The organism is Streptomyces sp. NPDC101234 (genome assembly GCF_044767525.1).
Taxonomy (GTDB): domain Bacteria; phylum Actinomycetota; class Actinomycetes; order Streptomycetales; family Streptomycetaceae; genus Streptomyces; species Streptomyces sasae.
Genome location: NZ_JBIWOA010000035.1, coordinates 69,165 through 87,869, shown reverse-complemented (window position 1 = coordinate 87,869; position 18,705 = coordinate 69,165). Strand labels below are relative to the sequence as shown.

The window sequence follows — 18,705 nt, the reverse complement described above, 5'->3', positions numbered from 1 at the left end:
GTCTGGTGACTCAGCTGTCGCGTGATCGGCGAAGTGCGTTCATCGACCTGCTCAGCAGCCGTTTCGAAGTCAAGGGCGGTACGGCAACGGGGCGGTTCACCGACCCGATGACCTGGGTGTCTCGGTCGAGAGTGTCAGAGGGGGATCCATGTGGCTTCGGGGAGGGCCGTAGCGGTTCGTCGCTCGCCGGCGATACCGATGGTGCCGTCGGGGAAGCGCTGGACCGAGCGCACGCCGGGCAGCAGGTTCAGCAGCAGGCAAGGGGTGGCGATGACTGCCGCGGCGACCAGCAGGGTCGTGCGCATCCCGAGGAACTGGGCGACCGGAGCGGCGGCGGCGTAGCCGGCGGGCATGGCGATCAACGAGATCATCCAGTCCAGCGAGCTGACGCGGGCCAGTATCTCCTCGGGGAAGAGCTGCTGTTGCGTGGTCGCCAGCACCTCGCCGACGAGCGAGGTCATGATGAAGGCCACAGCCACGCCCAGGGCGATGACGAAGAGCGGGGCGGGGGGAGCGAGCAGTGCCGGCGGGAGGATGCCGAGCACCGCGGCCGCGTTCGTGGTGACCAACGGGCGGCGCGGCCGGTAGTGCAGCGCGGCCAGCCCGCCGACGATGGAGCCCACCGAACCGGTGATCATGATGACGCTCCAGGCGGTGGCTCCGCCGTGGCCGTCCTCCATCACGACTGGGCCCAGGACGAAGAAGAACGCTATCGCGAAGTTCCACACGCCCCAGCAGAGCAGGTTGGCCAGATACCAGCGGCGCTGGGCCACGGCCTGCCAGCCATCGCGCAGGTCTGCGAAGAAGTGCTGTTTCTCGGACCGCCGTACCTGCCTGTGCAGGTACAGCCGAGAGACCAGTACAAAGCTCAGCAGGAAGCTGATGGCATTGACGAGGATCGCGGTGCCCGGGCTGGAGACCGCCAGCAGCAGCGCGGCGAGGGCCGGGCCGAGCACTTTGGTGGTGCTGTCGGTCAGACCGAGCAGGGCGTTCGCCGGTTGCAGCTGCTCAGGGCCGACGAGTTCGGGCAGGACGGCCCTGGATGCCGGGGTGAAGAAGGCCATGGCCATGCCGGCGATCGTGTAGGTGACGGCGAACTGCCAAACCGCCGCCTGGTGCAGGAATGTCATCACGGCGAGCAGGCCGTAGCAGACCGCCTGGATGGCGTCGGTCGCCATCAGCACCAGCTTGCGGGACAGCCGGTCCGCCCAGACCCCGCCCACCGGCAGCATCACCACCTGGCCGACCGCATGACAGGTCAGCATCGTGCCGACATCCAGGGCTCTGCCGCCTGAGCGCAAAATAGCGAAGACCACTGTCACCGGTATCAGGGCGTTGCCCATGGCGGAGATACTGCGCGCGGTCCACAGGAGCCGGTAGGGGCGCTCCCGCAGTGTGCTCAACGATTTCGGCAAGGGCATGGGGCCCCTCCTTTCCAGGTGATGGGGTGTCACGGAACTGCCGAGAGCTCGCGGAGAAGCAACACGCCGATGCAGTCGACCGCCACCGGCCGGTGGGGTTCTGGTGGCCCATCTCTGCTTCGTGCGTCGTTTCCGGGCAGGGGGTATCGCCGTCCCGCGTGTGTCGCTCGGGAATCAGGGAGAAATGAGAGTGAGAAAGAAATCGCGAGGAAAAGCCTCAGGCGGTCATGCGGAACCGCCGCCGGTAGGCCGCTGGTGTCGTGCCGATCTGCTTGCGCAGCGCACGGTGGAGCGTCTCCACCGAGCCGAATCCACACGCGGCGGCGACCTGGTCCAAGGACTGGTCGGTGCTCTCCAGAAGGCGGCGGGCCGCTTCCACTCGTGCGGCCTCTATGTAGGCGCCCGGAGTGGTCCCGGTCTCCTGGCGGAAGACCCGGGCGAAGTGACGCTCGCTCAGACACATCCGTGCCGCGAGGGCGGCGGCGGACAGGTCGCCGTCCAAGTGGTCGACGATGAACATCCGCAGGTCGTCGATGTCACGGCGGATCGCGGGCGGCCGGCTCAGCGGGATCGACAACTGGCTCTGGCCGCCCTGGCGTTTGAGGTACATGACCAGCTGCCGGGCCACCGTCAGGGCGACCTCCTCCCCCAGGTCCTCGGCGACCAGGGCCAAGGCCAGGTCCATGCAGGAGCTGATCCCTGCGCCGGTCCACACGCTGCCGCAGCGCACGAAGATCGGGTCGGGATCGACGGTGACCTCGGGATGCTCGGCCGCCAACTGCGCCGCGGTCGACCAGTGCGTCGTCGCCGTCTTGCCGTCGAGCAGCCCGGTGGCGGCCAGCAGGTGCGCGCCCATGCACACCGACACGACCCGCCGGGCCAGTGGTGTGACCCGGGCGACCCATGCCACCACGTCACTGTCCACGCGGGCGGTCTGGCCGCCGAGGCCCGCAACAACCGCCCCGGGGACGAGCAGCGTGTCGAACACGCCGTCCACCTCGTCGAAGGAAAGGTCCGCTACCAACCGCAGCCCCGCCGACGTGACCACTTCGCCGCGGGCCCGCCCCGCGAGCTCGACCCGGTAGCCTGCGGCGCCCGCGGTCTCCCGGTTGGCCAGGGCGAAGACCTCGGCCGGGCCGGTGACATCGAGGAGGTCGACGTCGGGGAAGACCGCGATGACGACGCGGCGGGTGCTGGACATGGGTCCATCCTGGCCCGGGTGACTCTGTGGCGGCAATGACGGTCTGCTGTCAGATCCGGACATGGCAGTCCGGCATAAGCGCAGGTGCCGATGGCCCGTACGGGAGTCGGGCACGGTTCCGGCGTCGGGGACTGTCCCGGCCCCGGGGACTGTCCCGGCCTCGGGGACTGTCCCGGCCACGTCGTCTGGTTCCGTGGGAGCCGGACTCGGGTCACGCTGCGTCGTGGTGCGTGAGGTGGCCGTCGGTGAGCCGCCAGTAGTGTTGATCACGGGAGATCGGAGCGATCCACGCTGCTCCCGGAACGATGGGGTGCCGCTGTCATGCCCGGTGAGGAATCGCAGCTCCTCGACATGGCTCATGGAAGGGCCGAGACACTCGTTGATGTCGGTGGTGGTCAGGGGCCAGGCACGGCGCCGGGGCAGTCTTCGATCTCGTGCGGACATCGCAGGGAGAATCGCAGAGGGTCACCGCCGTCTCGCACGGGATTTGTTCAGCGGCCTGTTCCAAGAGCGTTCGTGCGAAGTCCGCGTAACGGTCACGGCCTTCACATTGCGCATCGCGGTCTTCTCGTCGTGGCCGAAGGCCCCGGCGAAATGCTGCGGTGAGCGACCCGGCATACGCCGCACGGGACAGCGCGGCCTCCGCCCGAGGCACCGGAAGTGGCCTCTCGTCTTCGCAGTACTGGCGCTGCCAGTCCCTCTCGGCGACAAGATCGAGGACCTCCTGCCAGTCCTGCGCCGACGCATCGGGGACACGTATATCCGGCAGCGGCCCCATCAGGTCCGGGTCGAAGAAACACCTCACGTCGTCCCACAGCAGATCAGCCACACCGCCATGCTGCCCGGCACCCGGACTCGACGCACCCCTGTTTGCCTTGGTCAAAGGCATAGGGCCCCGGCTCGTAGCGGCGTACGACACCACCGGGCCAGGACCGGCCAGTTGCTCCGGCGTGCCCGGGTCCCGGTGGTGGTCTTCGTCCTGGCGCACGGTCTGCATTCACAGTTCACGTTCCAGCAGCGCGGCGACCTGCCGATAGCGACTGACGGGCACCAGGTGGACGCCGTCGAACGCACCACTGTCGCGGATGGCCAGGGTCTGTTCACACGCCGCGGCGACACCTGCGTCGCGATCGCGTTCGACGTCGGCGACCAGCTGCTCGGGGATGTCGATGTCGGGGATCTTGGCTGCAAGATCGCGGGCCATGCCCGCGCTGGCCACCACCATCACTCCCGCGTAGACCGGCACGCTCAGCGACACACTGTCACGCCAGCGCAGCAAACTGTCCAACGAGTAGCTGACCTGGACGAACACGAAGTCGGCAGCGTTCTTCCACTGCGGGAACGGGCGCAGCCCGGAGGTCACACCGGTCTCGAAAGGGCCGCAGCCGTCGAACGCCGGGTCCTCATCCGCCGCCTTCGCCTGCTCGATCATGGCACGGACGGTCAGTTCGCTGGTCCGGCCTCCCGCCGCGGGCTTGTCACCGTGGACGAACAGGAACCGGTCCACGCCATAAGCGGCAGCCGTTAGCAAGTCCCGCTGAAAGCCCAGCAAGTTACGGTCCCGCGAGTTCAGGCAGGCGATGGAACGCGCTCCCATGGCCTGCACCTCATGAGCGACCGCGACGCTCGAAACCGTCGCCCGGCCGATGTGGTTGTCGGGGATCAGGAACGAGTCGGCCACCGAACTCAACACGCCGATCTGGTGGCGCACTCGGGTCAGGTCGGGACGAGTCGGCGGCTCGATCTCACAGATCAGCTCGAAACGACGATCAGCCATGCCGGGATCCTGTCGGTGCCTTGAGCGAGACACCGGCGACGGCTCGATCCGTGCGGCGGCAACCGCGAAACAGGACACGACTGCCACCCGGTCCCCCACTCCACCACCGACGCGTGTCCCGGCCCGCCGCTCGGTGACGACCGCAACTGCGTTCCGCGGCACCGTGCAGGGCAGCGAAGATCTCGTCCGCAGCCTCGACCGCTACCGGCACGACCCGGCCATGCTGCGGCCCCTGCAGAACCAGTGGGCCCTGGAGCGGGGCAGGGCTGGGCGGACGGCCGGAACCAAGTTCCGCACCTGTCTCGTCCGGTGGCTCATGTCGTCGGCGAGCAGCCCGCGTCGGTCGCCTGAAAAGCGCTCGTCGCCCGGCGCCCGGCGGCGCTAGCCTCGCCGATCATGGGAGCACGAGCGCAGTACGTGGTGGTCGAGAACGGCGCCTGGCAGAGGTACTACTCGCACTGGGCCGCCGACCGGGTGGTCGACGATCTGCTGCCCGGTCCGGCCGCGGCGACACGCTGCTTCCGCGCCAACCGGGAGATCGACGAGTGGCTCGACGACGTGTGGTGCGAGGGCGCCGCACTCGTCGACCACGACCGCCGGCTCCTGCTCTGGTTCGCCTCCGAGGGCAGCTGGGCCGACCACGTCGCCGCCCGCGCCGTACTGGCCCGGACATGGCCCGGCTGGGACGTTCGCTTCGCGCACGACGGCATGGGTGATCTGACCCACCACCTGGGCCTCGGCAGAGATCTGACCCGTGCGCCGGGCTGGTTCGAGACCTTCGAGCCTTCCGGGTTCGCGGCCACCGAGTACACCGAGCCCTGCTCCGTCGTCTCCCTGCGCCTGCCCGACGGAAGCGTTCACGCATGGGGCAGCGACTGGGAGCTCATCGAGCACCTCGCCGCCGGCCCCGGCCTGATCGACCTGATCGCCGCGTCGCCGGCCACCCCTGCGCTCACCGACATGCCACATGGCGGCGTCCATTTCGACCCGCAGACCCGCACGATCTCGCTCTGGGCGGTGCAGACCGTGGCCGGGGTTCACGACTGGCCGTTGCCGGGCTGGGAGGACTGGGTCCTGGACTTCCGCGGCGACGGCCACACCCGGCAAGGCGGGCTGCTGCCCGCGGACTTCCCCTTCCCCCAGCCCCCGCTCGCGGCCGCACTGCGGAGGCTCGGCGACGGACTCGGCACCCCGCCACCCGACAACGGCGCGCTCCTTGCCCGCGCCACGGCTGTGTCCGGTCCGGAGCGCACCGTCCCCGCGGTGGCCCCCGCTGCGCTGGTGCCGCACCAGCCGGCCGATCCCACCCCGGCCGAACTGGCCGCGCTCCGCACGGAGCTCGATGCGCTGGTCGCAGGGGCGGAGGTCGACTGACCACCACCTCATGGGCTCCCTGTGACCCGGATCAGGAGTGATCCACCGGTAGTGGGCATTACTCGCCACCGCCTACCGGCAATGGACTCTGCTTTCCTGTCAGGGGCGGTCCACGCGGAAGTGGTAGCAGCCGTATTCGACGGCGCGCACGTGTACCTGGACGGTCCTGGGGTCGGCGAACGCCTCGGTCAGTGCGTGTTCGAAAGCGGCGTGGGCGTCGTCGGGAAGCTGCAGCATGCGGCCGCCTGTGATCTGGCCGCTGTGGTCGTAGCGGCGCAGGACGCGCAGGGCGCCGGGCCGGGCCCATGGATAACCGGGGCTCTCGCCGGACGGGCCGCCGCAGTCCTCGGCGTGGATGAAGACCGGCCCCTGTTCGTCGTAGGCCCCGGGGTCGGCGTCCGTCTGCGCGGCCCAACGGCGCAGCGGGGCATAGGAGACCAGGGCGATCCGCTCTCCTTCGGTACTGGACCGGAGACAGCAACGCAGTGGTGCGCCGCCTTCGTCATCCTTGTGGGGGCGTGGCGGCTTGCCGGCGTCGTCACGGACACGGAGTTCTTCGAGTGCCGCGTAGGGGACGGGGACGGGTTGGAAGGCAACGTTCATGCCGTTCAGCGTGGCGCGAGACGGTCCGGGACGCTGGCGGGAACCGGACGCAGTCTTCCGGACCTCGAACCGTCCGTCTCCGTGGGCAGGACCAGAGTGCCGGAGTCTCCGAGGCCCGGGTTCCGCGGTGCCTTGCGAGCTGTCCGAGCCGGCCTGATCGGCGGGGTCTGTGTGTGAGGTGTCGCCCCCGCCCCGGGGGGGACCGAGGAGGGCCATGCCCCGGGGCGGAGCGGGCGGCCGGACCTACTTGGCCGGGGGCGCGTCCTGCAGGCCGCCGGCCATGGACGTGGCAGCCGCGTTGAGACCCGCCACCGCGGCCTTGGGCAACGCCCCCGCGACCTTCGTGGCGAGGTCACGGGAGTGGCCGGGGGCAGATCCGTCCGCGTGGGCAGGGGCGGCGAGAGCCACACCGGTCAGAGCGAGCGCGGCGACAGTGATGATCCTCTTCATGCCCTGAGGAACGACCGTACTCGGCCTGGGACACGCCCGGTAGCAGGTCGCCTCCGAACGCGGCCCCAATGAGCCGGACGACGGGTACTCCGACCGGAGGCCCTCGGCTCCCCGACGATACCCACTGGCTTCGGCGTGTCGGAGTGCTCTCGGGCTGCCACGGGCGACGACGGTGAGCCAGGACGGGCCGGAGGCGACGTGTGCCCGCATGTCGTCGCCCATGTCTCGTGCAGGGAAAGGCAGTTGTTCGCCGAACGTGAGGTGCCATGGGCCTTCCCACCGCCCTGCCCCGCCCCCTGCCGCCTGCCCCTGGCATCCGCTTTGGTCAAGAACCGGATCCCTTGTGTATCCCGTTCAGGAAAGACACTGGATCACCGGACGCGCGCCGCCTTACGGTGACGCCATGAGTGATCACCCCGAAGCACCTGTCGCGCCCGTCGAGGCCTATGAACCCCCGTACTACGTGGCTGTCTTCAGCTCGGTGCGGACCCAGGACCAGAGCGGATACAGCGAGACCAACGCACGCATGGAGGACCTGGTGAAGGACGTCCCCGGGTACCTGGGGATGGACCACGCGCAGACCCCTGGCGGGCTGTCCATCACCGTCGGGTACTTCCGTGACGCCGACGCCCTCACGGAGTGGCGGACCAACGCCGAGCACCGCGCGGCACAGAAGCGCGGGCAAGCCGAGTGGTACCAGAGCTACACACTGCATGTGGCGAAAGTGGAGCGGAGCCACGGGTTCATAAAGCCGTAGGTCCCGCAACGCCCGACAGCCGGCTGCCACCCGCGGGGTGTTCCTCTCCGACGCCCACGGCCACCCCGCGGTCGCACCGGGGAGCGAGGGTTCGGCGGCTCTACGGCACCGCCGTGCTCCGGCTCCGGCCATGCCAGGGGCGAGCGGCCGATGTACGGTCGGTGTACGGCGTAGGTCCGCACCTCTCAGCCGACGGACCGGCCGGTGCCCGTACCCGCTCGGGAGTTCCCATGGCGCAGCGAGCGAACATCGCCGCACAGACCGCTTTCGGAGAGGCCGTCGTCACTGGCGATCTCGACGCCCTCGACGCCGTCGTCGCACCTGATTCCGTCGATCATGACCCGGCACCGGGACAGGCCCAGGGGCCCGAAGGGTACAAGGCCATGTTCGGCGAGCTGCATGCGGCTTTCCCCGACTTGCACGTCGAGGTGGAGCATCTGATGGCCACCGACGACGAGTTGGCCTTCGCCTACAAGATCAGCGGCACGCATCCGGGATCGCTGATGGGGCGGCCGGCGACCGGCAGGCGGGTCAGCTACCGGGGCATGCAGATCAGCCGCTTCGACAGCGACGGCAAACTCGTCGAGCGCTGGGGCAGCAGCGACGAACTCGGCATGCTGCGTCAGCTCGGCCTGGCCGAGGCATGACCTGACCTGTCCGCCGCTCTTCCGTCTGGGGCACGGCGCATGCGTATGCGGCCCACGTCGGCGGTCGTCGCCCCGGCAGCCTCATGGCTCGCCACCAGCTCCGCCCGATGGGCCTCGGAGGGGGTGGCGAGGTCGATGCCGAAACGGGCTTCGCGCATCACAGCCGGCAGGCGTGCATGGCGGTGGTCAGGATCGCCCACGCCCCCAGCTCGTACGGGCCGTCCATGATCCGCTGTGCCTCCTTCCCCGGGACCATCGCGCGGACGGCCGCCCAGCCCTCCGTGTGCAGATCGAGCCTTGGCGTACTCGGCCAGTGCCTCGGCCTGCCGCCCCGAGCGGTACAGCGCGAGCATCAACTGCCCGCGAAACGATTCTCCCAACGGATGGTCGGCGACGAGTTCACACAGATCGCCGATGAGTTCCCGGCTCTCGCCCAACGTCAGCCGCAGCTCCATCAGCTGCTCCACGGCATCCGGCCGACGCTCCTCCAGCACGACGGAGGCCGCGGCGATCACCGACCCGCAGCCTCCCGGCATCACGGGGCCGCATCACAACACGAGTGCGGCGCACAATCGAGCCGCCGGCACTCGCGCTGGGCGAGGAGAGCTCAGTGCGGGAATGCCCGCGGCGGACGCTGACGGGGCAGCGTGGTGCGGAACTCCTCGATCACGGAACTCACCTGCCGCATCAGCGAAGTCCGTTCGAGCAGACCGAGGTAGAGATTGCGGCGGGCCAGTCCGGGCAGGTCCACACAGAAGTACAGCGCCATCAGCGGGTTGACGAACAACTCCCCGTCCTTGGTCCTTTCCGTGAACCGGACGTCGCCGAAGTCACCGCGCACCGCGGCGGCGACGGATCCGTTCACGATGCTCGGGTGGCTCGCGGTGTGGCGCTGGGCGTGCGCCACCGCATCGAGATAGAGCGCGCCCTCCCGTGCCGCCCCGAGCAGCGAGAACGCCCCGAGATAGGCGCCGTCGCGCTCAAGGGCGGCCAGGTTCTCCAGTACGAGTGAGTGGTTCACGCCGTGATACGCGTCCACCCCGAAGCCGAGGCAGGCCACCAGCCGGTGCGGGACCTCGTCGAGCCTGCTCACGGCGGCCAGGCTCGCCATGTCCTCCTCCGGGGTGCCGAGACCGTGTTCGTCGCCGCGCATCAGGATGTCGGTCCCGCCGTCCACCAGCACGACCGCATCGACACCGCCGAGATGCGTGATGAGCGTCCGGTAGGCCGCCCGTAGCGGACCGACCCCGATGCTCGGGAATGCGTACACGGTCGACGGCAGTTCCTGCGTCGCGAGCCACTGAGCGAGCGTCCGTTCGGGGAAGTAGTCGCCGCGCAGAGGGGTGTCGGGCCCGACGGCCGCGACGTCCTGGTCCACCCACACATCGAGGTCCAGGCCGTACAGGTCAGCGAAGGACAGGTTGGCGAGGTGCACCTCCTTGCCCGCCGACCGCAACGCGAGTGCGAGCGGCAGCCCGGCGTACACGTCGAAGCCGCCGCCCGCACCGGCGATGAGCACCCGTCGCGCGTCGCGCAGGCGGGTGAAGAAGGCAGGTTCCCCCAGAGAGATCACCGCAGGACGCTAGCAGGAGGGCGAGCCGGCCCTGGCCGATATCGTCGGTGCGGAGCCCCGCGTACCGACTGGTGCTCGGTGAGCAGCAGACCGTGTTGCCGGGCCGCGGCGGCTCACGCCAGGACGTCCAACGCGTTCGGCGTTCCGACGGGTTCGGCGTTCCGACGGGTTCGGCTGCGGGCACAGGCTCGGTGGCCCGAGGGGATGTTCCGTCTCGCCGGGTGTCTCGACGAGCTTCGACCGCCCGAGGGGGCAACGGAGCGCTGACCGGCGGCAGGCCGATCAGACTTCAGTGAGATCGGTCAGAGTGTGAGTCTCGCGAAGGAGCGTGGGGTTTCCCCCAGGATCGCGGTGCGTCCGTCTGGGGAGTTGCTCGGCGAGTGTCGCCTCATCGGGCTCTCTGTCACGTGCGGTCCTGGCGTGCGTGGATGAGTACGGGAGGCCGCGGCCGGCCGCGGCACGCCGCCCGCTAGCATTCCTCGTATGACCAGGCGGGGGTGGCGACTGGGTGTCGTGGCGGTGCTGGCGGCGCTCTGCGTCTCCGGTCCCGAGCGTCCGGACGTCATCCGCACAGCGTCCGACCTCGGCCCCCTGCCGGCCGACCGCTACGACTACACGCCCCAGGACTACCAGCGATCGCAGCGGGCATCGGCGTTGCTGGTCCGGCAGTGCATGGCGGAGCACGGCCACCCGGACTTCCCGCTCGACCCCCGCTACCCCAGCGATCCCATCGTCGCCACCGCGGTCGGCACCGACTACGGCGCCCTGGATCTCGCCGCCGCCCATCGCTGGGGCTACGGCTGGGACCCGGCAAAGTCCCTGACTCCGCGGCCGAAGGGCCGCCGGATGACCGACGCCGAGTATGCGGACTTCCCGGCCTGCACCGCTGAGGCGAGCCGGCGGCTGCTGCGCGGCATCGACGTCAAGCGGGACTGGCTGTACGCGAGTACACGGGCGGTCGAGGTCGACAAGGCGGTCAGGCGCGACCCGCGCCTGCGCGCGGCTTGGCAGGTGTGGTCCCGCTGTGTGGCAGACCAAGGTTTCACACGTTATCCCGACCCCGTCGCGGCGTACACGGACCCTGCCTGGCAGCGGGGCAGCGACGGCAACACCCGGCATACGCAGCGGGAGCGGGCCACCGCCGTCGCGGACGTCACCTGCAAACGCCGCCACCGTACGGCCGAGCTCTGGCACGCTGCACGTTCGCAGCAGCAGGCCGTGGACATCGCACGACACCGCGACCGCTACGCCGCCGGGCTGCAGGCGCTCCGGACCTACCGGACCACCATCACCGAGGTCCTACGGAAGCTCGGCCGCCGGGGCACCGCCGCAAGGTCCGGGGCCTCGTCCTGACCGGCGCTCTCTCGTCACGTCCAACGGCTTGGCGAGGATGGCTGGTTCGGGCCAGGGATGTGATGTCTCGCCCAGCGCGCTGCCCTGTCGCAGCATAGGCTCTGATGCGCCATGACCGACCCCCACACCTACGGCACCAGCACCCACACCGCCGACGAGCTGGTCCGGCTCCTCAGTGCCCGACTCGGGCTGGTCTTCACCTAGCGCCACAGCGAACACCCTGGGGCCCAGGTGCTGTTGCTCACCACCACCCCGACCCCGGACTCGGCCCTACAAGCCCGCCTGGGCTTCGTCGAAGGGCTCATCCACCTGAACCACGAGACCGCATGAACAGCTGCTGATCCACAGCCTTTGACCATTGCTCGCCCGATGACCCATCGATCGATCCATCGGGAAGATATGCGACCTTCTGTCAGGATGGATCCGGGAGAGAGTCCAAAAATCCTGTGCCTCGGCTCGCGCACCTCTGCGATCATCCCCGAATGGCACAGAGTCTCGAATCGCTGGTCATCCGGCACACCCACCGCCTTTCGGCCCCCAAGGGCTCCGCCGGTGAAGGAGCCGTCGCCGCACGACAGTTCGACGCGGCGCTGGCATCTGTGGGCTTCAAGCTCTCGGCGGAGCTCCTGGAGCGGCTGTCGGAGCTGTCCGAGACCGCGGTCGTGCACACCGCCAGGCGAACGCTGCGTACCGTGAGCGAGATGGTGGGCGACCACGTCCGGCACAACTCGTACTTCATCGACTTCCCGGCGAACGTGCCGGACACCGAAGAGTTCTGGATGCGGTGCGTGGCGAAAGCGCTCAGCGAGGAGAAGTCGCGCGAGAACGTGCTGACGCAGCTGGGGCGCGGGGTGCTGGACCTGCTCAGCCTCCCCGCGTACGGCCGGTACCAGCACACCTACGAGGACATGCTCGCTGCCCAGGACGAACTGATCGCCTCGGCGGGTGACCGGGTCACCGTTCTGCATCTCGGCCGGGACCTGGACGACGAACTCACCGACCTGTACCTGGCCCTGGCAGGCAGCACGACCCCGCTGGGCGAGGACGACCTGCGCGACCTCAAGGCCCTCGCCGAGCGGTGCGCGCTCGGCCCCCAACCGGAGGCGATCCCGGTCCGGGAGAACCGGGCGGTCGTCAACGAGGCCCGGCTCGGCGTCGGGGCGGACCTCCTCCTCGACACCGTCACCGATGTGCTGCGGCTGGCCTGCGCGCTGTCGGGCGGCGACGTGACGCTGCGGGAGCCGACCCGGTTCCGGGCGCTGTCGCGGCCGCTGCGCCGGGGACTGCTCGCGGGTCTCGACGCCGTGGTCGCGGCGAACCCCGCGAAGCTCGCCGATGTGCACGCGCACCGGGAGCCCTTCAAGCGGCTCGGTGAACGCCTCCACCCGCACGAGTACCCGCGCTGGCCGCACGCAGCCGATGTGTTCGCGGTCGCGCGGGGCGAGAAGGAGGCACGGTCCTTCGACAGCCGGATCGAGCAACTGCTCGACGCCTATGACGTCCTCGGTGCGGTGAAACTGCTGAAATCCGCTCCCGGCAAGCTGTTCCGCGCCCTGGATCTCCTGCTGCGCGTCGCCGCCGACCAGGAGGAACGGGACGCGGTGGTGGCCGCCGCGGTGCAGGTCGCTCCCGACGTCTCCGGCCGGGTCGTGCTCTCGGTGCGCGAGCATCTCCGCAATCGGGCACGTGAGAGCGACGAACCCCGGATCTTCGTCAACCGCCGGGGCCGCGCCTGGGTGACCCCCGACTTCCGGCCGCCCCTACCGGCCGCCGACCGCGAGCGTCTGATCGCCGCCCTCGACGCCGAGGTGCGTCGTCGGCTCCCGGCGCCGGGCCGCCTGCTGCTCGACCCCGATGTCCTCGACGTCGCGCTACCGCTGAGCGGCCGGGCGACCACGGCCGGGCTCGGCGTACTGCCCCGAGGGTCGGTCTCCCCGGTCGACGGCGAGCAGCTGCGCTTCTTCGTGTACTGGAAAGAGACCAAGGACCGGACGGACTACGACCTGTCGGCGCTGCTTCTCGACGCCGACTACAGCACCGATTCCTGGCTCTCCTACACGTCCCTCAAAGCCGTCGGGGGCGAGAATTCGGGCGACATCACCGAGGCCCCTGACGGGGCCTCGGAATTCATCAACCTGTCCCTGGACCGAGTACGCAGCACATTCATCGTTCCACAGGTCAACATCTACACAGGCGAAAGCTTCGAGGACGTCGCGGAGTCGTTCTTCGGCTTCATGCTGCGCGACGGTGAACAGAAGGGCCGGCCGTTCGAGCCGCGCACAGTCCGGATGAAGTCGGAGCTGCGTGGTGTGGGCCGGGTGGCGCTGCCGCTGGTGTTCCGGCGCGGAGATGACGGCCGGTGGCGCGCAAAGTGGCTGCACCTGTATCTGAGGGGCATCTCGGCGGCCAACCGGGTCGAGGAGAACCAGGTATCCGTGTCGAAGGTGGTCCGCGCCATCGTGGAACGCGAGCAGTTGACGGTGAGATACCTGATCGACCTGATGTCCGCCGACACCACGACCGCGGACCTGTGGGACGGCAAGCAGGTCCCGGACGAACCCGTGACGTACATCGGCCTCGAACGGCCCGAGGGACTGCACCCGGACTCACGGATCATCACCCCTGAAAATCTGCGCGACTTGATCCCGGGCTGAGTGCTAGCGTTGCCTGCGGCGAGGCCATGAAGGGGCTTCCTTCTCAACTCCTTTCCTGAAACGAGTCCTTTCGCTTTCCTCGCCGTTGACCTCGACCGGGAGGTGCCCGCTGGGCGCCTCCCGGTTTTTGTGTGCGCCGGTAGCCCGACACCCGGGAAGACCTGGATGACCGGGCACCGGGTCGGCCGACCCGCTCACCAGCCGAAGTGCCGGTCTCGGCCCGCTCTACGACACCACCGGTCCGGCCTCACCGGTCCAGGCGGGAGACCTGGTAGTGCGCGATGGACCAGTCGCCCCCGGTGCAGGAGACCAGGACGGAGAGTTTCACGTCCACCAAAGGCCGGTCCGTGAACGAGAACTCGACGGCGAGGTAGCCGAGGACGAGGTCGTCGGCGAGCCGCCGGGTCTCGAGGACCCGGTATTCCGCCTTCATGCCGAGGGGCTGCGAGTCGTAGTAGTCGGCTACGGCCTGGCGTCCGACGCCGTAGGGGTGCAGCCCCTGGAAGACAGCGTCCTCGGTGAAGAGCGCGGCGACACGCTCGGGTCGGTGTGCGTCGACCGCGGCTTTCCACTGGTCGAGCACTCGGGTCAGGATTGCTGTGTCGTCGGGCTTGGTGCCCATGTCCGCTCCTCGCTCCGGAATTTGGCGTGCTGTCAGTGTCCGGCGCTCATACCCCCGTCGACATGCAGGATCTCGCCCGTGACGAACGGTGCCGTCTCCAGGAAGAGCACCGCGTCGACGATGTCGGCGACTTCACCCATCCGGCCGACCGGGTGCAGGGCGGCGAGGAACTCGTGGGTCTCGTCCGGGTGCATGGGGGTCTTGATGGTGCCGGGCGAGACGGCGTTGACGCGGATGCCGCGGGTGGCGTACTCGATCGCGAGGGACTTGGTCGCGGCCTGCAGGCCGCCCTTGGTCAGCGAGGCGAGGACGGAGGGGACTCGGGAGTCCGGGCTGTCGACCAGGCTGGTGGTGATACTGACGATGTGGCCGCCGCCCTGGGCGAGCAGGTGCGGCAGGGCCTGCTGGGTGAGGTGGAAGAAGCCGTCGAGGTTGATGCCGGTCACGGCGGCGTAGTCCTCGGCCGTGTAGTCGGTGAAGGGCTTCGCGACGAAGATGCCCGCGTTGTTGACCACAGTGTCGATACGGCCGAACCGCTCGAGGGCGGCGGCGACGACGCGCTCGGCGGTCGCCGGGTCGGCGATGTCGCCCTGGACGGTGAGGATGTCCGCGTCATCGGCGGGGGCGATGGTGCGCGAGGTGGCGACGACGGCGTGGCCGAGCTTGCGGTAGGCCTCGACGAGGGCGGCGCCGATGCCCTGCGAGGCGCCGGTGATGATCGCTGTCTTCTTGTGCTGCGTGCTCATGCTGGCCTTCTCCGTAGTGGCTGGACCGGTTACTAGCCGACCGGTCGACTATTTAGACCGTAGGTCGGGCCGCCCTGAGACGGAAGGACCTCCTTCCTAGCGCCTGGGAGGATCAGCCTCCCAGCGCACGTCAGCCCTGGTGCGCGTACGGATCGCCGGCGGGCAGCCAGGCATCCGGGGCATGGATTCCCAGATCGCCGACGCCGTCGCACAGCGCGTCGACCACGGCCAGGACTGCGGTGCGGTCCTCGTTCTCGCGCCAGACCAGGGACCAGGTCCAGTACACCTTCGGCGCGACGATCTCCCGGCGGACCAGGTCGGGCGGGAGTGGAGCGGTCTGCCCCTTGGGCGAGTTGAGGACGGGGCGGGTGCAGCGACGGACGTGATCGAAATAGGCGGGACCGGTGATCGCACCGTCGGAGACGCGTACCGCGCGGGCCCCGACGGCGTGCGTCAGTTGCTCGGCGTACTCGTTCCAGGAGGCCCAGGAGGTGATGTCGTCGTCGATCAGGACGTCGGTGTCCCGGGCCGCCACATCCGGGGTGTCGTTGCTGCCGCCGCCCTTCGCGACGGCGTACAGCCGGTCGGCGCCGAGCAGCCGGGACCGCAGTCCGAGCCGCTCGAGATCCTCGGTGCGCACCCAGCAGACAGCGAGGTCCAGACTGCCGCCTGCGACCCGTGCGGCCTGGGTGTGCGAAGGGGCGACCCAGGCGTCCACATGCACCCGGGCGACCGCGGCCGTCCGCGAACTCAGCTCCGGCGGCAGCCAGTTGACGTATCCGAGCCGTACCGGCTGCGAGCCCGACAGACGGCCGGCCTGGCGCTGGAGGTCGTCGGCCCGCTCCAGCAGTTCACGGGTGTGCGGCAGCAGAGCGGCGCCGGCCTGTGTCAGGGCGACAGAGCGACGGTCCCGGTCGAACAGCCGGACGCCCAGGTCCCGTTCGAGCGCCTTGATCTGCTGCGAGAGCGAGGGGCCCGCGATGAGCAGCCGCTCGGCGGCCCGCCCGAAGTTCAGTTCCTCGGCGACGGCAACGAAGTACCGCAGCTGGCGCAGTTCCACGCGTGCCATGTTACGCGCGCTGGGAGGCTGCGCCTATCAGCAGCGAGAGAGCCGGTCGTGGCATCGGTGCTGGTGAGGGGCGCACGATGAGTCACCCGACGACGGATGGAGTACATCGTGCGAGAGTTCCTGGTCGAGATCACCACCACCGTCCCCGAGGGCACCGCCCAGGACGAGGTCGACCGGCGACGGACCGCCGAGGCGGTGCGCGCGAGGGAGCTGGCCGCTACCGGCCAACTCGCCCGGCTCTGGCGCCCCGTGGGCGAGTTGCGCAGTATCGGCGTGTGGCGGGCCGCCGACGAGGAGGAACTCCACGAGAAGGTACTCGGCACCCTGCCGCTGCGCCCGTGGATGAGACTCACCGTCACCCCGCTGGAGTCCCACCCCAACGATCCGGGCCGGGTCGACGGCGCCCGATGACCGCTTCCGCTCCCCGGGCGCATGTCGCCAGGGCCGCCGCCGCACTGGCCGCGGGCATGGGTGTGGGCCGCTTCGTCTACACCCCGATCCTGCCCCTCATGCACGCCCAGGCCAGCCTGTCCGCCGCGGCCGGAGCGAACCTGGCCACCGCCAACTACGCCGGCTACCTGATCGGCGCGCTCGCGGGTGCCCTGACCCCGGCGCTGGTCCGCTCCAGCGCCGTCCTGCGCGGCTCCCTGCTGCTGCTCACCGCAACGCTCGCCGCGATGCCCTTCACCCACAGCGCCGCGGTGTGGGGCGTGCTGCGGCTGCTGGCCGGAACGGCGAGCGCCCTGGTCTTCGTCGTCGCCGCCGCCTCCCTCCTGCACCATCTGCGGGGCCATCCGCCGCACCTGTCCGGGTGGGCCTTCGGCGGTGTGGGCGCCGGCATCGCGCTGTCCGGCCTGCTGGTGCTGACCCTGCGGTCCACCGCCGACTGGCGGGCCGCCTGGTGGGCGGCCGCCGCACTGGCCGGAGTGCTGACCGTGGGCTCGTGGAATCTGCTGCCCGAGGAAGCGCCCACCGTCCAGGCGACGAAGGCCGAGTCCACGGCCCGCACCTACCGCTGGTTCGGCGCGCTGTTCGTCAGCTACACCCTGGAGGGCGTCGGCTACATCGTCGCCGGTACGTTCCTGGTCGCGGCGATCGGCCAGGGCTCCCCCGGCCTGCTCGGCAGCGGCGCGTGGGTGCTGGTGGGCCTGGCCGCCGTGCCTTCTTCGGCGCTCTGGGCCCGGCTCGGGCGCCGGTGGTCGCGTCCCGGTCTGCTGTTCACCGCGCTGACGGTCCAGGCGGTCGGTATCGCTCTGCCGGCGCTGACCGGGGGCACGGCGGCGGCCCTCGGCTCGGCGGTGCTGTTCGGCGCCACGTTCCTCGGCGTCAGCACGCTCGCCCTGGCCACGGGGGCGCATCTGAGGTTCCCGCGTTCCGTGGCCCTGCTGACAGCCGGATACTCCGTCGGCCAGATCATCGGCCCGCTGGCCGTCGCTCCGCTGCTACGCCATGGCTACCACCAGGCGCTGTTCCTGGCCGCCTTGGTGGTCCTGGCAGCGGCCGCGGCTGCCGCCGTACTGCGCATCGGTTTCCCGCACCACGTCGTGGCGGCGGAGCGCGCCGCGGTACCCGTACGACAGCGGTGATCCGTCGAGGACGACGGGCCCGCCACGGTCTGCGCCGACGCGGTGGCGCCGCACTCCCCCGCCCGGCGCGGGCCGCATTCCCCCGCCCCGCACGGTGTCGCCGTTCTTCGCTGCCGTGCGCTCACACAGCCGTACGGTCCCCGGTTCCCGTGGCACCCAGCAGGGCCCGGCAGTTCTCCCACAGGGGGCTCAGCCGCTCGGTGGTGTTGTACAGCTTGGCGAGCATCACCTGGCCCTCCAGCTGGGCCACCACCGCCCGCGCCGCCTCCCGGGTGTCGGTCACGCTCACCTCACCGCGCTCGCGGGCCTCGGCGACGACGGACTCCACCATGTCGACCTGTGCGTCGAAGATCTCCTGCAGCCGTCCACGGACCGTCTCGGTCTGGTTGCTCAGCTCCAGGGTGAGGTTCCCGAACAGACAGCCCGCCACGGTGCCGCAGCCCTGCTGCACGGCGCGCTGGCCGGCCTCTGTCTCCTCGAAAAGCCTCCGCAGCCGCTGCAACGGCTCCGCGTCGTCGGTCAGGGCACGTGTCCAGTCGTGCTTCTGGGCCGCCCAGTGCTCGTCGACGACCGCCAGCGCGAGGGCCTCCTTGGACTCGAAGAAGTAGTAGAAACTCCCCTTCGGCACCCCGGCCGCCTTGCAGATCTCGGCCACGCCGAGCGCCGAGTACCCGCGTGCCTCGATCAGCGAGCGGGCGGCGTCGAGGATCTTCCGCCTGGCATCACTGGTACGTCCCATGCCATCAGTGTACGGAAATAACCGACCGGTCGGCTAGTCTCTCGGTCGTTCTGGTCGGACTCGTGGCGGGCATGCGGACACCACCGTGTTCGTTCCGCGCGGCAAGGGACACGACACGGGGACACCCCTTCTC

General features: G+C 69.9%; 18 protein-coding genes and 3 pseudogenes. 8 read left to right on the top strand and 13 right to left on the bottom strand.

What is annotated here, in order from left to right; genetic code table 11:
• Window positions 1-134: 134 nt before the first annotated feature.
• The 4 genes and pseudogenes from ACIRR9_RS43510 to ACIRR9_RS43495 all read right to left on the bottom strand — a co-directional run bounded on the left by ACIRR9_RS43510 (window position 135) and on the right by ACIRR9_RS43495 (window position 4,399).
• Window positions 135-1,421, bottom strand: a complete 1,287-nt coding sequence (locus ACIRR9_RS43510; RefSeq protein WP_403764273.1) for an MFS transporter — start codon at window positions 1,419-1,421, stop codon at window positions 135-137.
• 217 nt (window positions 1,422-1,638) lie between these two features.
• Window positions 1,639-2,622 (bottom strand): GlxA family transcriptional regulator, encoded by a 984-nt coding sequence (locus ACIRR9_RS43505; protein ID WP_403764271.1) that lies wholly within the window; start codon window positions 2,620-2,622, stop codon window positions 1,639-1,641.
• A 613-nt stretch (window positions 2,623-3,235) separates the two neighbouring features.
• Window positions 3,236-3,451 (bottom strand): annotated as a pseudogene (locus tag ACIRR9_RS43500) (hypothetical protein); the annotation flags it as partial.
• Window positions 3,452-3,619: 168 nt separating this feature from the next.
• Complete coding sequence (locus ACIRR9_RS43495) at window positions 3,620-4,399, bottom strand: methylenetetrahydrofolate reductase (protein WP_403764269.1); 780 nt, start codon at window positions 4,397-4,399, stop codon at window positions 3,620-3,622.
• A 133-nt stretch (window positions 4,400-4,532) separates the two neighbouring features.
• Between ACIRR9_RS43495 and ACIRR9_RS43490 the strand changes: the two genes are divergently transcribed.
• Together ACIRR9_RS43490 and ACIRR9_RS43485 are read left to right on the top strand one after the other, a co-directional pair.
• On the top strand, window positions 4,533-4,784 hold the full coding sequence (locus tag ACIRR9_RS43490) for a hypothetical protein (RefSeq protein ID WP_403764267.1): 252 nt from the start codon (window positions 4,533-4,535) through the stop codon (window positions 4,782-4,784).
• Between the two features lie 11 nt (window positions 4,785-4,795).
• Complete coding sequence (locus ACIRR9_RS43485; protein WP_403764265.1) at window positions 4,796-5,773, top strand: hypothetical protein; 978 nt, start codon at window positions 4,796-4,798, stop codon at window positions 5,771-5,773.
• A gap of 99 nt (window positions 5,774-5,872) precedes the next feature.
• Here the strand turns inward: ACIRR9_RS43485 and ACIRR9_RS43480 are convergent, their stop codons facing one another.
• Window positions 5,873-6,376, bottom strand: a complete 504-nt coding sequence (locus tag ACIRR9_RS43480; RefSeq protein WP_403764263.1) for a DUF1203 domain-containing protein — start codon at window positions 6,374-6,376, stop codon at window positions 5,873-5,875.
• Window positions 6,377-6,619: 243 nt separating this feature from the next.
• On the bottom strand, window positions 6,620-6,826 hold the full coding sequence (locus ACIRR9_RS43475; protein ID WP_403764261.1) for a hypothetical protein: 207 nt from the start codon (window positions 6,824-6,826) through the stop codon (window positions 6,620-6,622).
• Window positions 6,827-7,229: 403 nt separating this feature from the next.
• Here ACIRR9_RS43475 and ACIRR9_RS43470 point away from each other — a divergent pair, with 403 nt between their 5' ends.
• Both ACIRR9_RS43470 and ACIRR9_RS43465 read left to right on the top strand, forming a co-directional pair.
• Window positions 7,230-7,583 (top strand): antibiotic biosynthesis monooxygenase family protein, encoded by a 354-nt coding sequence (locus tag ACIRR9_RS43470; RefSeq protein WP_403764259.1) that lies wholly within the window; start codon window positions 7,230-7,232, stop codon window positions 7,581-7,583.
• A gap of 230 nt (window positions 7,584-7,813) precedes the next feature.
• A complete protein-coding gene (locus tag ACIRR9_RS43465) occupies window positions 7,814-8,230 on the top strand; it encodes an ester cyclase (protein WP_403764257.1) in 417 nt (138 codons plus the stop codon).
• A 157-nt stretch (window positions 8,231-8,387) separates the two neighbouring features.
• Here the strand turns inward: ACIRR9_RS43465 and ACIRR9_RS43460 are convergent.
• The 3 genes and pseudogenes from ACIRR9_RS43460 to ACIRR9_RS43450 form a co-directional block, all read right to left on the bottom strand.
• Window positions 8,388-8,519 (bottom strand): annotated as a pseudogene (locus tag ACIRR9_RS43460) (ATP phosphoribosyltransferase); the annotation flags it as partial.
• 58 nt (window positions 8,520-8,577) lie between these two features.
• Window positions 8,578-8,766 (bottom strand): annotated as a pseudogene (locus ACIRR9_RS43455) (BTAD domain-containing putative transcriptional regulator); the annotation flags it as partial.
• Between the two features lie 71 nt (window positions 8,767-8,837).
• Window positions 8,838-9,803, bottom strand: a complete 966-nt coding sequence (locus ACIRR9_RS43450; RefSeq protein WP_403764255.1) for a DUF1152 domain-containing protein — start codon at window positions 9,801-9,803, stop codon at window positions 8,838-8,840.
• Window positions 9,804-10,286: 483 nt separating this feature from the next.
• On the opposite strand from ACIRR9_RS43450, the gene ACIRR9_RS43445 reads away from it, so the two are divergent.
• Window positions 10,287-11,156 carry a hypothetical protein gene (locus ACIRR9_RS43445; protein ID WP_403764253.1) on the top strand — a complete coding sequence of 290 codons (870 nt, stop codon included), beginning with the start codon at window positions 10,287-10,289 and terminating at the stop codon, window positions 11,154-11,156.
• A gap of 482 nt (window positions 11,157-11,638) precedes the next feature.
• A complete protein-coding gene (locus ACIRR9_RS43440) occupies window positions 11,639-13,810 on the top strand; it encodes a TerD family protein (RefSeq protein WP_403764251.1) in 2,172 nt (723 codons plus the stop codon).
• A 247-nt stretch (window positions 13,811-14,057) separates the two neighbouring features.
• On the opposite strand, the gene ACIRR9_RS43435 is transcribed toward ACIRR9_RS43440, so the two are convergent.
• The 3 genes from ACIRR9_RS43435 to ACIRR9_RS43425 all read right to left on the bottom strand — a co-directional run bounded on the left by ACIRR9_RS43435 (window position 14,058) and on the right by ACIRR9_RS43425 (window position 16,247).
• Window positions 14,058-14,432, bottom strand: coding sequence for an SgcJ/EcaC family oxidoreductase (locus tag ACIRR9_RS43435; RefSeq protein WP_403764250.1), 375 nt, complete (start codon window positions 14,430-14,432; stop codon window positions 14,058-14,060).
• Between the two features lie 32 nt (window positions 14,433-14,464).
• Window positions 14,465-15,178: an SDR family NAD(P)-dependent oxidoreductase gene (locus ACIRR9_RS43430; protein ID WP_403764247.1), complete on the bottom strand. Its 714-nt coding sequence runs from the start codon at window positions 15,176-15,178 to the stop codon at window positions 14,465-14,467.
• A gap of 130 nt (window positions 15,179-15,308) precedes the next feature.
• A complete protein-coding gene (locus tag ACIRR9_RS43425; RefSeq protein WP_403764245.1) occupies window positions 15,309-16,247 on the bottom strand; it encodes a LysR family transcriptional regulator in 939 nt (312 codons plus the stop codon).
• A gap of 108 nt (window positions 16,248-16,355) precedes the next feature.
• Here ACIRR9_RS43425 and ACIRR9_RS43420 point away from each other — a divergent pair, with 108 nt between their 5' ends.
• A complete protein-coding gene (locus ACIRR9_RS43420) occupies window positions 16,356-16,658 on the top strand; it encodes a muconolactone Delta-isomerase family protein (RefSeq protein WP_403764243.1) in 303 nt (100 codons plus the stop codon).
• Entirely contained in the window at window positions 16,655-17,833 is a 1,179-nt protein-coding gene (locus ACIRR9_RS43415; protein WP_403764241.1) for a YbfB/YjiJ family MFS transporter, read from the top strand. The genes ACIRR9_RS43420 and ACIRR9_RS43415 overlap by 4 nt, the downstream gene beginning before the upstream one ends.
• A gap of 121 nt (window positions 17,834-17,954) precedes the next feature.
• Here the strand turns inward: ACIRR9_RS43415 and ACIRR9_RS43410 are convergent, their stop codons facing one another.
• Window positions 17,955-18,572, bottom strand: coding sequence for a TetR/AcrR family transcriptional regulator (locus ACIRR9_RS43410; protein ID WP_403764239.1), 618 nt, complete (start codon window positions 18,570-18,572; stop codon window positions 17,955-17,957).
• Window positions 18,573-18,705 lie beyond the last annotated feature (133 nt).

What these genes read in the sequence shown, in the direction of transcription:
- ACIRR9_RS43430 (WP_403764247.1), bottom strand. Translation starts at nt 15,178, where the DNA reads ATGAGCACGCAGCACAAGAAGACAGCGATCATCACCGGCGCCTCGCAG.
- ACIRR9_RS43505 (WP_403764271.1), bottom strand. Translation starts at nt 2,622, where the DNA reads ATGTCCAGCACCCGCCGCGTCGTCATCGCGGTCTTCCCCGACGTCGAC.
- ACIRR9_RS43445 (WP_403764253.1), top strand. Translation starts at nt 10,287, where the DNA reads ATGACCAGGCGGGGGTGGCGACTGGGTGTCGTGGCGGTGCTGGCGGCG.
- ACIRR9_RS43425 (WP_403764245.1), bottom strand. Translation starts at nt 16,247, where the DNA reads ATGGCACGCGTGGAACTGCGCCAGCTGCGGTACTTCGTTGCCGTCGCC.
- ACIRR9_RS43480 (WP_403764263.1), bottom strand. Translation starts at nt 6,376, where the DNA reads ATGAACGTTGCCTTCCAACCCGTCCCCGTCCCCTACGCGGCACTCGAA.
- ACIRR9_RS43495 (WP_403764269.1), bottom strand. Translation starts at nt 4,399, where the DNA reads ATGGCTGATCGTCGTTTCGAGCTGATCTGTGAGATCGAGCCGCCGACT.
- ACIRR9_RS43475 (WP_403764261.1), bottom strand. Translation starts at nt 6,826, where the DNA reads ATGAAGAGGATCATCACTGTCGCCGCGCTCGCTCTGACCGGTGTGGCT.
- ACIRR9_RS43510 (WP_403764273.1), bottom strand. Translation starts at nt 1,421, where the DNA reads ATGCCCTTGCCGAAATCGTTGAGCACACTGCGGGAGCGCCCCTACCGG.
- ACIRR9_RS43470 (WP_403764259.1), top strand. Translation starts at nt 7,230, where the DNA reads ATGAGTGATCACCCCGAAGCACCTGTCGCGCCCGTCGAGGCCTATGAA.
- ACIRR9_RS43410 (WP_403764239.1), bottom strand. Translation starts at nt 18,572, where the DNA reads ATGGGACGTACCAGTGATGCCAGGCGGAAGATCCTCGACGCCGCCCGC.
- ACIRR9_RS43440 (WP_403764251.1), top strand. Translation starts at nt 11,639, where the DNA reads ATGGCACAGAGTCTCGAATCGCTGGTCATCCGGCACACCCACCGCCTT.
- ACIRR9_RS43415 (WP_403764241.1), top strand. Translation starts at nt 16,655, where the DNA reads ATGACCGCTTCCGCTCCCCGGGCGCATGTCGCCAGGGCCGCCGCCGCA.
- ACIRR9_RS43485 (WP_403764265.1), top strand. Translation starts at nt 4,796, where the DNA reads ATGGGAGCACGAGCGCAGTACGTGGTGGTCGAGAACGGCGCCTGGCAG.
- ACIRR9_RS43465 (WP_403764257.1), top strand. Translation starts at nt 7,814, where the DNA reads ATGGCGCAGCGAGCGAACATCGCCGCACAGACCGCTTTCGGAGAGGCC.
- ACIRR9_RS43435 (WP_403764250.1), bottom strand. Translation starts at nt 14,432, where the DNA reads ATGGGCACCAAGCCCGACGACACAGCAATCCTGACCCGAGTGCTCGAC.